Annotated in this window: 15 protein-coding genes; 7 read left to right on the forward strand and 8 right to left on the reverse strand. The window is 72.2% G+C overall.

The features are described from left to right. Window positions 1-69: 69 nt before the first annotated feature. Window positions 70-1,293, reverse strand: a complete 1,224-nt coding sequence (locus NUM_RS19630) for a L,D-transpeptidase (protein WP_207126356.1) — start codon at window positions 1,291-1,293, stop codon at window positions 70-72. Between the two features lie 267 nt (window positions 1,294-1,560). Here NUM_RS19630 and hpnH point away from each other — a divergent pair, with 267 nt between their 5' ends. Continuing rightward, a complete protein-coding gene (gene hpnH / locus NUM_RS19635; protein WP_207126357.1) occupies window positions 1,561-2,559 on the forward strand; it encodes an adenosyl-hopene transferase HpnH in 999 nt (332 codons plus the stop codon). Window positions 2,560-3,108: 549 nt separating this feature from the next. Here the strand turns inward: hpnH and NUM_RS19640 are convergent. Both NUM_RS19640 and NUM_RS19645 read right to left on the reverse strand, forming a co-directional pair. Continuing rightward, window positions 3,109-3,663 (reverse strand): nucleoside/nucleotide kinase family protein, encoded by a 555-nt coding sequence (locus NUM_RS19640; protein WP_207126358.1) that lies wholly within the window; start codon window positions 3,661-3,663, stop codon window positions 3,109-3,111. Then, entirely contained in the window at window positions 3,660-4,058 is a 399-nt protein-coding gene (locus NUM_RS19645) for a RidA family protein (protein ID WP_207126359.1), read from the reverse strand. The genes NUM_RS19640 and NUM_RS19645 overlap by 4 nt, the downstream gene beginning before the upstream one ends. 129 nt (window positions 4,059-4,187) lie before the next feature. Between NUM_RS19645 and NUM_RS19650 the strand changes: the two genes are divergently transcribed. Together NUM_RS19650 and NUM_RS19655 are read left to right on the forward strand one after the other, a co-directional pair. Next, on the forward strand, window positions 4,188-5,297 hold the full coding sequence (locus tag NUM_RS19650; RefSeq protein WP_207126360.1) for an aminopeptidase P family protein: 1,110 nt from the start codon (window positions 4,188-4,190) through the stop codon (window positions 5,295-5,297). Between the two features lie 39 nt (window positions 5,298-5,336). Further along, entirely contained in the window at window positions 5,337-5,777 is a 441-nt protein-coding gene (locus NUM_RS19655) for a PPOX class F420-dependent oxidoreductase (protein ID WP_207126361.1), read from the forward strand. Between the two features lie 91 nt (window positions 5,778-5,868). Here NUM_RS19655 and NUM_RS19660 read toward each other — a convergent pair whose 3' ends face one another. After that, the gene (locus NUM_RS19660) at window positions 5,869-6,537 is read right to left on the reverse strand and encodes a hypothetical protein (RefSeq protein ID WP_207126362.1); all 669 of its coding nucleotides are present in this window, start codon (window positions 6,535-6,537) and stop codon (window positions 5,869-5,871) included. 92 nt (window positions 6,538-6,629) lie between these two features. Here NUM_RS19660 and NUM_RS19665 point away from each other — a divergent pair, with 92 nt between their 5' ends. Further along, window positions 6,630-7,091: a MarR family winged helix-turn-helix transcriptional regulator gene (locus NUM_RS19665; RefSeq protein WP_207126363.1), complete on the forward strand. Its 462-nt coding sequence runs from the start codon at window positions 6,630-6,632 to the stop codon at window positions 7,089-7,091. 145 nt (window positions 7,092-7,236) lie between these two features. Here the strand turns inward: NUM_RS19665 and NUM_RS19670 are convergent, their stop codons facing one another. Beyond that, the gene (locus NUM_RS19670; RefSeq protein WP_207126364.1) at window positions 7,237-8,232 is read right to left on the reverse strand and encodes a sigma-70 family RNA polymerase sigma factor; all 996 of its coding nucleotides are present in this window, start codon (window positions 8,230-8,232) and stop codon (window positions 7,237-7,239) included. Between the two features lie 175 nt (window positions 8,233-8,407). On the opposite strand from NUM_RS19670, the gene NUM_RS19675 reads away from it, so the two are divergent. Next, window positions 8,408-8,971, forward strand: coding sequence for a dihydrofolate reductase family protein (locus NUM_RS19675; RefSeq protein ID WP_207126365.1), 564 nt, complete (start codon window positions 8,408-8,410; stop codon window positions 8,969-8,971). Window positions 8,972-9,012: 41 nt separating this feature from the next. Here NUM_RS19675 and NUM_RS19680 read toward each other — a convergent pair whose 3' ends face one another. Next, entirely contained in the window at window positions 9,013-9,384 is a 372-nt protein-coding gene (locus tag NUM_RS19680; RefSeq protein WP_207126366.1) for a DUF4267 domain-containing protein, read from the reverse strand. A 119-nt stretch (window positions 9,385-9,503) separates the two neighbouring features. Between NUM_RS19680 and NUM_RS19685 the strand changes: the two genes are divergently transcribed. Next, entirely contained in the window at window positions 9,504-10,079 is a 576-nt protein-coding gene (locus NUM_RS19685; protein ID WP_207126367.1) for a TetR/AcrR family transcriptional regulator, read from the forward strand. A gap of 42 nt (window positions 10,080-10,121) precedes the next feature. Here NUM_RS19685 and NUM_RS19690 read toward each other — a convergent pair whose 3' ends face one another. Next, window positions 10,122-12,023: a CASTOR/POLLUX-related putative ion channel gene (locus tag NUM_RS19690; protein WP_207126368.1), complete on the reverse strand. Its 1,902-nt coding sequence runs from the start codon at window positions 12,021-12,023 to the stop codon at window positions 10,122-10,124. Window positions 12,024-12,310: 287 nt separating this feature from the next. Further along, window positions 12,311-13,087, reverse strand: coding sequence for a type I methionyl aminopeptidase (gene map / locus NUM_RS19695; RefSeq protein WP_207126369.1), 777 nt, complete (start codon window positions 13,085-13,087; stop codon window positions 12,311-12,313). 64 nt (window positions 13,088-13,151) lie between these two features. Between map and NUM_RS19700 the strand changes: the two genes are divergently transcribed. Continuing rightward, a complete protein-coding gene (locus NUM_RS19700) occupies window positions 13,152-13,445 on the forward strand; it encodes a helix-turn-helix transcriptional regulator (protein WP_207126370.1) in 294 nt (97 codons plus the stop codon). Window positions 13,446-13,478 lie beyond the last annotated feature (33 nt).

Here is a 13,478-nt window from a genome sequence, read left to right on the forward strand (position 1 = left end):
CTGTCCTGCGACCGGGATCATCGACCACCTGGACCGGCCGCCACGTTCGCCGACCGGGTCCGGGCACCCTTACGGCTCGTAGGCCTTCGCGTCGCGGACCGAGGCGGGCACGGGCAGCGCGCTGCCGGCGAGGAAGTCGGACCACGTCATGTTCCAGTCCGTCCAGCCGTTGCCCTCGGCGAGCGGGGTACCGGTGCCGGACACCGTGACGGGATCGCCGATGTGGGTGCGGGCGAACAGCCACGCCGCGTCCGGGTCGGAGATGTTGACGCAGCCGTGCGACACGTTGTTGTGCCCCTGGTCGGCCACCGACCACGGCGCCGCGTGGATGAACTCGCCGCCCCAGGTGAGCCGCTGCGCGTTGTCCACCGGTGCGACGTAGTTCTCGCCCGGGATGCCGCGGGTGTCGAACACGGTGTGCGCGGCCTTGTCCATGATCACCATGTGCCCGGACGAGGACGGTGCGTCGGCCTTGCCCAGGCTGACCGGCATCGTGCGGGTCAGCTTGCCGTTCTGGTACACCCGCAGCTGCTTGGGCTCGTTGGTGATCCGCAGCTCGACCCGGTCGGAGCCGATGCGCGCGGTGGCGGTGCGGTCGGTGTCGCCGTAGCCGCCGTGGCCCAGCGGCAGCCCGCCGAGCGCCATCCGTACCGTCAGCTTCGTGCCGGGCTGCCACCAGGTCGCCGGGCGGTACTCGACGCGCTGCGGGCTGAACCAGTGCCAGGCGCCCGGCTGCGGCGGATCGCTGCGGACGAACAGCCGCCGCTGCACCGCCGCGCGCAGGTTCTTCGGTACGTCGCGCAGGATCTCGACCGCGATCGGCATGCCGACGCCGTAGGTCTGCCCGTCCTGCACGTACATGCCGGTACCGACGCGGTTGCTCGGTTCGCGCATGGTGGTGAACGTGGTGCTGCGCTCGACGTGCTGACGCCGGGCGCCGACCGCGACGACGGTGGCGGTGTAGCGCCGGTGGTACGCCAGCGGCTCGGCCGGCACCCAGCTGGTGCCGTCCGGGCGCAGCGAACCGGCGACCCGGTCGCCGTGCGCGTCGACCAGCCGCACCTGATCGACCGATCCGCCGACGACCCTGGTGCCGATCTCGGTACTGACCGGCAGATCGGTGCTGTCGGCCCGCGGCCGCACCGTGAGCGACAGCGGTGTCCGGTCCGCCGCCGGCGTCGGACCGGCGATGGTGTCCTTGGTGTTCGCGCCGTCGCCGGTGCACCCGGCGGTCGTGGCGATCGCGGCGGTGAGTACCGCGAGCGTGGCGATGGCCCTGTGAAGCCGTGTCACCGTGCCCTCCCGTGTCCGGACTGCCCGGCATGACGGTGTACCCGGCCCATCGTGCCGTGCACCGGACGGGCCGGCGGCGGCTTCGGCGGTACCTGCCCGGATTCGCGATCTGCACGGTCTGCGGATCCACCGTTCGGTGGTGCCGGGATCGCGCTTCTTCTGCGCCGCACCGGTTTGCTGTGGTAGTCCAGATCTGACCGCTTCGGGTGGTCCGGTGCGTGGTGCGCGCCGGGCCGAGGACCACGGAAGCAAAGGAGTCGCGCGGCGATGAGTATTCCGTTCCGGCAGGCGGCGAAGATCGGCGCGTACCTGTTCCGGCAGAAGCTGGCCGGTCGCAAGAAGTTCCCGATCACGCTGGAGCTCGAACCGCTGTTCGCCTGCAACCTCGCCTGCGAGGGCTGCGGCAAGATCCAGCATCCGCACGACGTGCTCAAGCAGCGGATGCCGGTGGAACGGGCGCTCGCCGCCGCCGACGAGTGCGGTGCTCCGGTGGTGTGCCTGGCCGGCGGCGAGCCGCTGATGCACCCGCAGGTCGAGGACATCGTCGAGGGGCTGATCCAGCGCAAGAAGTTCATCTACCTGTGCACCAACGCGTTGCTGATCCCGCGCAAGATCGACAAGCTGCACCCGTCGCCGTACCTGTCGTTCGCGGTGCACATCGACGGGCTGGAGGAGCGGCACGACGAGTCGGTCGCGAAGAAGGGCGTCTTCGCGCAGGCGGTGGACGCCATCAAGATGGCGCAGGACCGGGGATTCCGGGTCACCACCAACACCACGTTCTTCAACACCGACACCCCGCAGACCGTCATCGAGGTGCTCGACTTCCTGAACAACGACCTGAAGGTCGACGGGATGATGCTCTCCCCGGCCTACGCGTACGAGAAGGCGCCGGACCAGGACCACTTCCTCGGCGTGGAGGAGACCCGCGAGCTGTTCCGCAAGGCGTTCGCCAACGGCCGCCGGGAGAAGTGGCGGATCAACCACTCGCCGGCGTTCCTGGACTTCCTCGAGGGCAAGCGCGACTTCGCCTGCACCGCCTGGGGAATCCCGTCGTACTCGCTGTTCGGCTGGCAGCGGCCCTGCTACCTGATGGGCGACAGCTACGCCAAGAGCTACCGCGAGCTGGTCGAGGAGACCGACTGGGAGAAGTACGGCCGGGGCCGGGATCCGCGCTGTGCCAACTGCATGGCGCACTGCGGGTACGAGCCGACCGCGATCATGGCCACGATGTCGTCACTGCGCGAGTCGATTCGCGCCGTGCGGTAAGGGAAAGGCGCCACCTCTACCCGCTGAGGTGCGCCCCAAGCGGCGGTGCAAAGGCCACCTCTGTTCGTCGCTTTGACCCCGCGTGGGGGAATGCGAGGAGAGGGCTTCGCCCCCTCCTCGCGCTCCTTCCCCGCCAAGGGGGCCGCCCCCTTGGCCATCCCCGCCCAGCCCCCGGAACGGCTGCCCATCGACGCCGAGTGCCCTACGAAGAAGAACGGGGCACGGCCCGGCCTACCCATCACGGCAACGCTCGCTTCGCTTCGTGTCGCGCTGCACACGAGGGTTGGTCGTGGCGGACACGGCGGCGTGGCAAATGCCGCACCGGCTCCCCGTAGTTCCGAAGCGGCCAGGCGGGGTCCTGCCTGATCACTGATTCCCGTGCAGGGGATGTCAAGGGGGCGACTGCCCCCTTGATGGGGAGGGGTGTGGGGAGGGGCGAAGCCCGCTCCCCACGTTCCCCCACGGGGGGTGAAAGCGGCGCACAGAGGTGGCCTTTACCACCCCAGCAACAGCGAACCCAGAGCCGACACGAGCGCTTCGGGCAGCACCTCAGCGCAAAGAGGTGCCCGCAGCCCAGGCCGTGAGGCCGATGATCTCGGCGGCGATCTCGGTGACGGTACGGCCGTCGGTGCCGATGCGGTGCACCCAGCTCGGGGCGTCGCGGTCCAGGCGGACGGCCATCTGGGCGCTGCGGTGGGTGTGCAGGTCCAGTTCGCTGCCGATCTCGCGGGCGGCGAGCCGGCCGTGGGTGGTGTCGTCGGACGCGGTCAGCAGCACCCCGATGCAGCGCACCGCGCCGGTCGCGCGCCGGACCAGCGCGGCGTCGAGTACCGCCGCGGTGTTGGTGTAGATCAGCCGGTGCTGGCCGCGGGCGGCGAAGTTGCGCCACAGCGCGTGCAGGTTCTCCTCGGTGAGGGTGGCGAGCGTCGGGTCGCCGGCCGGCTTCGGCCAGGTCTGGTCCAGCGTGTCGCCCTCGACGTAGGTGTGCGCCACGTCCGCGGCCTTCAACAGCGCGGCGATCTCCCAGCCGACGCTGGACTTGCCGACGCCGGAGCGGCCGCCGATCAGCAGCGCCTCGGTACCGGTACCGTTCGCTGCGGTCACGACAGGGCCGCGGTGAGGTCGATCTCGACGAGCTGGCCGGCGTAGCCGAGGGCGGTGACGCCGAGCAGGGTGCTCGCGGTCGTGAAGGCCGGCGCGAGCGGCGAGTCCTGCAGCCGCTCCCACACCGCGGCCAGGACCGGCTGCTCGTCGCTCGCCACGTACACCACCGAGCGCACCACCTGGTCCGGCTCGGCGCCGGCGGCGCGCAGCGCGAGCAGGCAGTTCGCCACCACCTGATCGACCTGGGCGAGCACGTCGCCGACACCGACGAGCTGGTCGTCGGTGTCGACCGGACACTGCCCGGCGAGGTACGCGGTGCGCCCCGCCTCGGCGATCGTCACGTGGTGGTAGCCGTCCGGCGCGTGCAGGGTGTCGGGATTGCTGCGGGTGATCACGCCGGGCAGTATCGCCGCCGGAACGCCCGCCCGCATCCGCATTTGGCACCCGCGCGCCGACGGTCCTCCTGCCCGGGCCGGTCAGTACCGTTGCGGTGGGGCGGACAGCGGGCGGGAAGCGGGGGAACCATGGCGGTGGCGTTCGGTGCCGAGGTGTACCGGCAGCGGTGCGAGCGGGCGGTGGCGGCGGCGCGGGAGGCGGGGCTGGCCGCGCTGGTGCTCACCCCGGGCCCGGACCTGGCCTACCTGTCCGGCTACACGCCGCCGGCCGACACCGAGCGGCTGACCGCGCTGGCGCTGGCCGCGGACGCCGCGCCGACCCTGGTGGTACCGACGCTGGAGCGGCCGGCCGCCGAGCTGGCGCCGGCGGCGCTGACGTTCGCCGACTTCACCGACGACGTCGACCCGTACCGGCTGCTGGCCGGCCTGCTGCCGGCCACCGGCCGGCTGGGCATCTCCGACTCGGCCTGGTCGCTGCACCTGCTCGGGCTGCAGCGCGCGGTGCCGGAGCTGCGCTGGGCGGGGCTGTCCGAGGCGCTGCCGATGCTGCGCGCGGTCAAGGAGCCGGACGAGCTGGCCCGGCTGGCGGCGGCCGGTGCCGGCGCGGACGCCACGTACGAGCAGATCCTGCGGGTGCGGTTCGCCGGGCGGCGGGAGGTCGACGTCGCCGCCGATCTAGCCGCCGGGCTGCGCGAGCACGGCCACGAGCGGGTCGACTTCACCATCGTCGCGTCTGGTCCGAACGGGGCGAGCCCGCACCACGAGCCGACCGACCGGGTCATCGGCGAGGGCGACACGGTGGTGCTCGACTTCGGTGGGCTGCGCGACGGGTACGGCTCGGACACCACCCGCACGGTGCACGTCGGCGAGCCGAGCGCCGAGGTCCGCGACGTGCACGAGGTGGTACGGGCGGCCCAGCAGGCGGCGTTCGAGGCGGTGGCGCCGGGCGTACCGTGCGAGCACCTGGACGCGGTCGCCCGCACGGTGATCACCGACGCCGGTTACGGCGAGTTCTTCATCCACCGCACCGGCCACGGCATCGGGATGACCACGCACGAGCCGCCGTACGTGGTGCCCGGCGAGAAGCAGCCGCTGGTGCCGGGGATGTGCTTCTCGATCGAGCCGGGCATCTACCTGCCGGGCCGGTTCGGGGTCCGGATCGAGGACATCGTCACGGTCACCGGTTCCGGCGGGCGGCGGTTCAACGACAGCAGCCACGCCCTCGCCGTCGTGCACTGACGTTGACTTCGACCCCGCTCGAAGTCGTACGGTCGGCGCATGGGTGACGAGATCTTCACCGCCGTGGAGCGGGAGTTCCTGAGCGGTCAGGGGTTGGCGCGGCTGGCCACGATCGGGCCGGACGGCGGGCCGCAGGTGCGACCGGTGGGGTTCGTCCTCGACGCCGCCGGTGGGACCGTCGACATCGGCGGGCCGCGCCTGGCCGAGAGCCGCAAGTACCGCAACGTCGAGGCGAACCCGCTGGTGTCGCTGGTGGTCGACGACATGACCCCGGACGAGCCGGGCGCGGTGAAGCCGGGCTGGGGGCGCGGCGTCGAGATCCGCGGCTGGGCCGAGACGCTGACGCTGGCCGAGCCGCCGATGGCGGCCGGCTTCTTCGCCAACGAGGTGATCCGGATCCACCCGGTTCGCATCATCAGCTGGCACCTGGATTCCGACCGCCTCCAGGACGCCCGCACCGTCGGCGAGCCGCCCAGCTAGCGGCCTGCCGTCGACCGGCGCCGAACTGGCGGGTTCGGGCCGGTACGGCGTTGCCGGCGGGCGTGGTCCGCCGAGCGGCGCGGGGCCAGGGTCAGCCGTCGTGCCGCTGGGTGCTGACCTGCTCGACGGCGGGCAGGCGGTCGTCGGCGGCCGTGGCCGGTGCGAGCCGGGTGACGGCGTCGGGCAGCGGGCCGACGGTGAACACCCGGACGGCCGGGCCGACGGTGACTCCGGCGAAGGAGGCCGTGTCCGGCACCCGGTCCGGCAGCCGCACGGGGTGCGGGCCGGCGCCGAGGTCGCCGTCGAACACCAGCATCGACGTGCTGCGCGGTTCCGGCGGCACGAACGAGGTCATCCACCACGCCTGCACGGTGACGTGGCCGGCTTCGGCGAGGGTGAGCCGTACCGTGCGCCGGGCCGCGTCGTAGCCGATCTCCCCGGTCGGTGCCTCGGTGCCGGTGGCGGCCCGTACCTGGGCCGCGATGAGGCCGGGGATGCCGGCGAGCCCCTGGACGAAGGACACCCGCGGGTTTCGGGCGCGCACGCCGGCGCGCAGCTGGTCTTTCGTGTCGGCCGGGACCATGCCCCCGAAGACCAGGACGTCGAGCTCGGTGACGTCGTGGTCGTCGAGGACCCGGTCGAACCGGTTGGTCGCGTCGGCGGCGTACCCCTGGGCGCGCAGAGCCTCGACGGTGTCCAGGAGCACCTGCGGGCTGCGGCCGACGACGAGTACGCGTCCGGGCCGGTTCTCGATGTGCACGAGGGATCTCCTTGCCGGTCGGTTCAGCATTCAATGTTGGTCATGCCAACATAGCGAGTGTTGGTGTTACCCACAACTGGTACGCTCGGCGGGTGCCTCCGCGACATCGCGACACCGACCGCGTACCGAGCCGGCTCGAAGGCCGCGCGACCTGGCTCGTCAGCCGGGCGTACGCGCGCTCGTCCGGGCTGCTCAACGCCGGTTTCGGGGCCGCCGGTGGCGGGCTGCGCGGCTACCACTACCGGCTGCTCGCGGCGCTTGCGGAGTGGGGACCGGCGAGCCAGGCGCAGCTGGGCCGGCAGACCGGGATCGACCGCAGCGACGTGACCGCCGCGCTGACCGAGCTGGAGTCACGCGACCTGATCGAGCGCACGGCCGATCCGGACCACGGGCGGCGGAAGATCGTCACGATCACCGCCGCCGGGGTCGACCAGCTGCACCGACTCGACCAGGTCGTCGACGGCGTCCAGGACGACTTCCTCGCGCCGCTGACGCCCGCCGAACGGGACCGGCTCGTCACCCTGCTGACCCGGCTCCTGGACACACCGCACTGACCCGAACCGGCTCGGCTGGTGGCCGCACCGCGCTGACCCGGCTGGTGGCCGCACCGCGCTGACCCGGCTGGTGGCCGCACCGCGCTGACCAACGTCGGCTCGTGGACGCAGCGCGGCCTGGCACCGGGCGGCCGGGAAGCACCCGCTAGCGCGGTGGCAACGACCGCGGCAGGCCGAACGGCGCGAGCGTACCGGCGTCGAACCGGGTCAGCGCGGCGATCCGGTCGCCGGCGAGGCCGAGAACGAACAGGCCGGTGCCGTGCCGGGTGCCGTCCGGGCCGCACAGGTAGGCGCCGAACGCGGGCTGGCCGTTCGCCCGCGTCGGCACCAGCTCGAACCGTCGGCCCGCCCCGAACAGCAGGCCGCAGAACCGGCCCACCACGTCGCGCCCCTGGTACTCCAGCGGCAGCGGCGGCATCGACATGAACACGTCGTCGGTGAGCAACCCGACCAGCGCGGCCAGGTCGGCCGACTCCCAGGCGGCGACGAACCGGGCCACGATCGCCCGTTCGGTCGGTGCGGTCGGTGCCGCCGCCGTGCCGGTCTGCTGCCGCTCCCGCAGGCCGGACCGGGCCCGCTTGAGGGCGCTCTTCACCGCGTCGACGGTGGTGTCGAGCATGGTCGCCACCTCGTCCGCCCGGAACCCGAGCACGTCGCGCAGCACGAGCACGGCGAGCTGGCGCGGTGGCAGCGTCTGCAACGCGGTCACGAACGCGAGCGAGATCGCCTCGGCCTGCTCGACCCGTACCTCCGGGCCGGGCGGCGCGGTGTCGGGGTCGGCGAGCAGCTCGTCCGGGTACGGCTCCAGCCAGACCACCTCGCCGAGCCGGGTCGGCTCCGGTGGTTCGACGTTCGGGATCTCCCAGCGGGCCGGGTTGCGGCGGGCGGCGGCCCGGCGCGCGTTCAGGCACCGGTTGGTGGCGATCCGGTACAGCCAGGTGCGCAGTGACGCGCGGCCCTCGAAGCCGGCGAAGCCGCGCCAGGCGGACAGCAGCGTGTCCTGCAGCGCGTCCTCCGCGTCGTGGAACGAGCCGAGCATCCGGTAGCAGTGCACCTGCAGTTCCCGCCGGTACGGCTCGGTCAGTTCGCGGAACGCCTCGCCGTCGCCGGCCCGCGCGCGGGACATCGGTTCGGTCGGCATCGTAGCCACCCCCGGGTCGTCTCGATGGTCTCGTCCTCGGCGGTACGGACACCGCCGGTACCGGAAAGGGGGCGCCGGGCGGCTGTCGGTCTTGTCACGCCGCGGTGGCGCCACGTGCGCCGCGCCGCGGTGTCTGCCCCGGTGACAGTCGAGCAGGTGACCCTGGGAGTACACCATGGCAAGGATCGTGATCAGTGAGAACGTCTCGGTCGACGGCGTCGTCGAGGTCGGCGACGGGTTCGACCGGGGCGACTGGTACGCCCGGATCGGCGTGGCCGACCGGGAGGCCTGGGCGAAGCTGGAGTACGACGAGGCGCTCGGTGCGGCCGCGCTGCTGCTGGGCCGGCGGACGTACGAGTGGTTCGTGGCGCAGGGCTGGCCGTCCCGGTCCGGCGGCTGGGCGGACCGGTTGCGCGAGCTGCCCAAGTACGTCGTGGCCGGTGGCACCGACCCGGACCGCTGGGCCAACACGACGGTACTGACCGGGCCCGTCGCCGACGCGGTCGCGGCGCTGAAGCGAGACATCGCCGGCGAGATCGTGCTGTACGGCAGTGGCCGGCTGGCGCGCGCCCTGCTCGCCGCCGACCTGGTCGACGAGCTGCGCCTCGTGACGTACCCGTTCGTGGTCGGTGCCGGCGAGCGGCTGTTCGGGGGGACCGACGCGGTGCGGCCGCTGTGCCTCGCCGAGAGCCGGACGGTGGGGGAGGGTCTCGTCCTGCTCACCTATCGCCCGGCCTGACGCTCGTGGCCCGTCGGGGGCCGGTGCGGCCCCCGACGGTCTCAGCCGAGCAGCAGGAGCAGACCGCCGACGACGGCGAGGACGCCGGTGCCGGCGTGCACCGCGTACGCGGTGATCTTCGGGCCGCCACGCCGCAGCACGGTCAGGCAGTCGGCGAACGCGGCCACGCTGCCGGCGAACAGGATCCAGCCGGCGACGGTGTGCGCGCCGAGCAGCAGCGGCACCGCGATCATCAGCGCGCAGGCGAGGTCGCGGTTGCCCTTGACCGACAGGTAGGTCCCGGCGTCGCCGTTCGGGTCGGCGTGCACGCCGTAGCCGGCGGCCGCGGCGCGCGGGGTGACGAGGAACCGGATGGCGATCCACACCAGTCCGGCGGAGATCACGGCGGCGATGACGGTACCGGCGATGGTCATGACTTCTCCGAATCGTGGGGTCGGGCCGTCCGGCCCGACCAGTGAATCTAGCAGTGCTAGTAATGCGGTCAGCGAAAGAGTAGCACTGATTCTGAATCTAGCAATGCTAGGATCGGGGCATGAGCATCCAGTCCCGTCGCGAACGCGAACGCGCCGAGCGGCACCAGCTGATCGTCACCGCCGCCCGCGAGCTGGCCGAGGCCGAAGGCTGGGACGCGGTCACCACCCGCCGCCTCGCCGCCCGGATCGAGTACAGCCAGCCGGTGCTGTACAGCCACTTCCGCGGCAAGGAGGCGATCATGAAGGCCGCCGCGCTGGAGGGCATCGGCGAGCTGGCCGAGCGGCTGCGCGCGGCCCGGCAGGGCGAGCCCGACCCGGCGGCGGCGATGCGCGCCTTCGCGGCCGGCTACGTCGAGTTCGCGACCCGGCAACCCGCGCTCTACGCGGCGATGTTCACGCTCACCAGCGACCTGTCCTTCGGCACCGCGGACAGCCCGGACACGCTGCGCGCGGCGTTCGCCGAGTTCACCGCCACGGTACGGCCGTTCGCCCGGCCCGGCGTCGACCTGGAGACGCTGGCCGAGACGTTCTGGGCGGCGCTGCACGGCCTCGTCGCGCTCGACGGCAGCCACCGGCTGCGCCCCGGCCGTACCGCGGACCGGCTGACCCTGCTGGTCGACCGGTTCCTGTGCTGAACCCCGGCGGCTGTCGGGCGACCGTGGCCCGGCGCGGCCGGGTCAGTCCTCGGCGAGCACGATGATGCTGTCGCCGGGTCGTACGGTCAGCGGCTCGGCCTTGTCCGGGTTGAGCACGATGCCGAACGTGGGCGGCTGGTGCGACTGCGCCGCGACCCGGTAGCCGATCGCCGACTCGCCCTTCGCCCGGGCCGCCTCGACCACCGTCTGGTAGTTGATCGGCACCCCCGGCCGCACGTACCGGCCGGCCGGCTTCAGGTAGATCTCGCAGCCGTCCGCGTCGAACAGGTCGTCGAACAGCCGGGCCAGGTGCGGGTTCTCCGACACCTGCGTCATCATCAGGGTCAGCAGCTTGTCGCTGACGATGAAGTCGTCGGCCTGGGTGACCTGGGCCAGCGCCCGGTTCCGGTCGTCGGCCATCTCGCTGACGATGGAGAACCGGTCGCCGAGCTGCTGTTCCATGTCGCGCAGCTGCAACAGCGTGGCGAGGGTACGCGAGTCGGCGAGCTGCGGATCGACGTCGTCGCCGCACAACACGATGATGTGGTCGAAGTTCTGGATTCCCAACGACTCCAGCACCGCGCGGTCCGAGCTGTCCTCGGCCTTGAAGTCGAGCAGCATGTTCTGCACGCTGAGCTTGCGCATCGACGGCTCGGCGTCCGGGTGGCTCGCCACCACGTGCGCCTCGGACCCGGGCGACACGTACTGGTCGAGCTGGCGCAGCACCCCCTCGGCGCGGGCGTTCCAGCCGAGGATCAGGGTGCGTTCCTTGATCGCCGGCGAGTTCGGGATCGCGGTGATCGCGGGGCCGTGCACCGGCGCCGGACCGGTGGGGGACAGCACGACGGTGTCGTCGTCCGCCGAGATCGCGATCAGCCGGTCGCCGGGCCGGATCGGCATCCGACTGTCCGGGTTGACCGCGATCCGCCCGTCGCCGCCGAGGATCCCGATGATCGACGAGGTGCGGTACGCGTGCAGCGCGTCGGCGTAGGTGTGCCCGACCAGCGCCGGCTCCTCCTTCAGGTACACCTCGTCGCCGCCGAAGTCGAGCAGGTCGGTGTACACCACCGACAGCCCGGACTGCCGGCAGGTCTGCACGATGAGCCGGGCGGCGATGTCGTTGGCGTCGATCAGGTACGCGTTGGGGCCGCCGGCGAGCCGTGCCGCGGCGAGGTTCTTCGTCTCGCTGACGCAGCCGACGACCGGGCAGGGCTGGGTGCTGCCCTCCCGGGCCCGGTTGATCGCGAGCAGGGTACGGACCAGGTTGGCGTCCGGGTTCGTCTCCGCCAGCGGCAGGATGATCACCGACTTCGCCTCGGCCGGGTTGACGATCATGATGTCGTCCGGATCCACCGGGTCACCGGTGCGGCAGACGATCCGCATCCGGCCGACGTCGGGCACCTTGGCCCGGATCTCGTCCTCCATCTCGACCTTGTCCCGGTCGGCCAGGATCGCGACGCACGACCTGCGCTGGTTCTCGTTCGCCTCGGCGAGCTCCGACAGCACCGTGAACACCTGGTCGGACCAGCCGAGTACGACGGTGTGGCCCTGCTCCAGCACCTCCGACCGGCCCTTGCGCAGGTCGGTGAGCTTCGCGTCCAGGCCGGTGGTGAGCACACCGATGAAGGCGGTGACGATCATGATCCCGCCGATGGTGATCAGGAACGCGATCGCGATGTACCACCAGTGCCCGGTGTCGCCCGCGACCGTCCCGGGGTCCATGGCGTGCAGGACGGCCTGCCACAGCGCGGCGAGCAGCCCGCGCGGTTCGCCCTCGCTGGAGCCGGGATGCACCAGCAGCTCCACCAGCCAGGCCAGCACGCCGCCGATGACGACGACGGCGAGCGAGGCGACGGCGAGCCAGCCGACCAGGGCCGGGGTGCCCCTGGACATCGTCCGGTCGAACCAGTACCGGATTCGTCGACGGAACGTGATGGCGGGCACCGCTTCTCCCCGTGCGCTGGCTGTGTCCCGCCTGAGCCGGCGGGGCCGGCACATCGTGTCGGCGACCGATGGTAGGCCGCCGCGCAAGCCCGCTCTCACCCCCGTGATCTGCGATTCATCCGTGCTCGCCGACAGTCGGAGCGCGGTCGCTCCCGGTGTTCACCGGCCGGCCGCGACCCGGACCGGCAGTGGCGACCAGTTACCGAAAGTCACCACCGGCCATTGCCGTGGCGGTACATCAGGGCGCGGTCGGCGCGCCGCCGGCAGCGCGGTACGGCAAGGTGGGGTCAGCGTGCCGTCGGCAGGGTGAGGATCTCGGCGCCGTCGGCGGTGATCGCGATGGTGTGCTCGGTGTGCGCGGTGCGGCTGCCGGTGGCACTGCGCAGCGTCCAGCCGTCGGCGTCGGTGACCAGCTGGGCGGTGTCGGCCATGATCCACGGCTCCAGCGCGAGCAGCAGTCCGGGCCGCAGGGTGTAGCCGCGGCCGGCGCGACCGGTGTTCGGGATGTGCGGGTCCTGGTGCATCGTCGAGCCGATGCCGTGCCCGCCGAACTCGGTGTTCACCGGGTACCCGGCGGCGGTCAGCACCGCGCCGATGGCGTGCGAGAGATCGCCGATGCGGGCACCCGGCCGGGCGGCGGCGATGCCGGCACGCAGGGCGCGCCGGGTCGCATCGATCATGGCGAGGCTCTCCGGCGGCTGGGTGTCGCCCACCACGAAGCTGATCGCGGCATCCGCGGCGATGCCGTCCTTGGCCACCGCGAGGTCGAGGGTGAGCAGGTCGCCGTCCGCGAGCGTGCGGTCGTGCGGCATGCCGTGCAGCACGGCGTCGTTGACCGACGTGCAGACGTAGTGGCCGAACGGTCCGCGGCCGAAGGACGGCTCGTAGTCGACGTAGCAGGACTCGGCGCCGGCCGCGACGATCATGTCCCGGGTCCACCCGTCGATCTCCAACAGGTTGGTACCGACGGTGCTGCGGGACTCGAGCGTCTGCAGGATGTCGGCGACCAGCGCGCCGGTGACCTTCGCCCGGGCCAGTTCGGTGTCGTTCAGGATCTCGATCATGGGTTCCGTTCCCGCTCGTCCAATAACTATACCGGCAATACTATCCCGGTATTAGAATCGGGTCATGGTCAGGTTGCCACTCAGTCCCGCGGAGCTCGAACGCGGCGCCCGCCTCGGCGCCCTGCTGCGTCGAGCCCGCGGCGAGCGCTCGATGCTCGACATCGCGCTCGACGCCGGCGTCTCACCGGAGACGCTGCGCAAGATCGAGTCGGGCCGGGTGGCCACCCCCGCCTTCTCCACCATCGCGGCGATCGCCGCCGTGCTCGGCCTGTCCCTCGACGCGGTGTGGGCCGAGATCAACCAGCCCGACCACGACGCCACGCCGGCCCGACGGGCCGGCGACCGCCTCGCCTCGTAGGCCCGAAACCCGGCCGGACACCGGGTGCACCGG

Origin of the sequence: Actinocatenispora comari (genome assembly GCF_017312725.1) — a bacterium.
Lineage (GTDB): Bacteria > Actinomycetota > Actinomycetes > Mycobacteriales > Micromonosporaceae > Actinocatenispora > Actinocatenispora comari.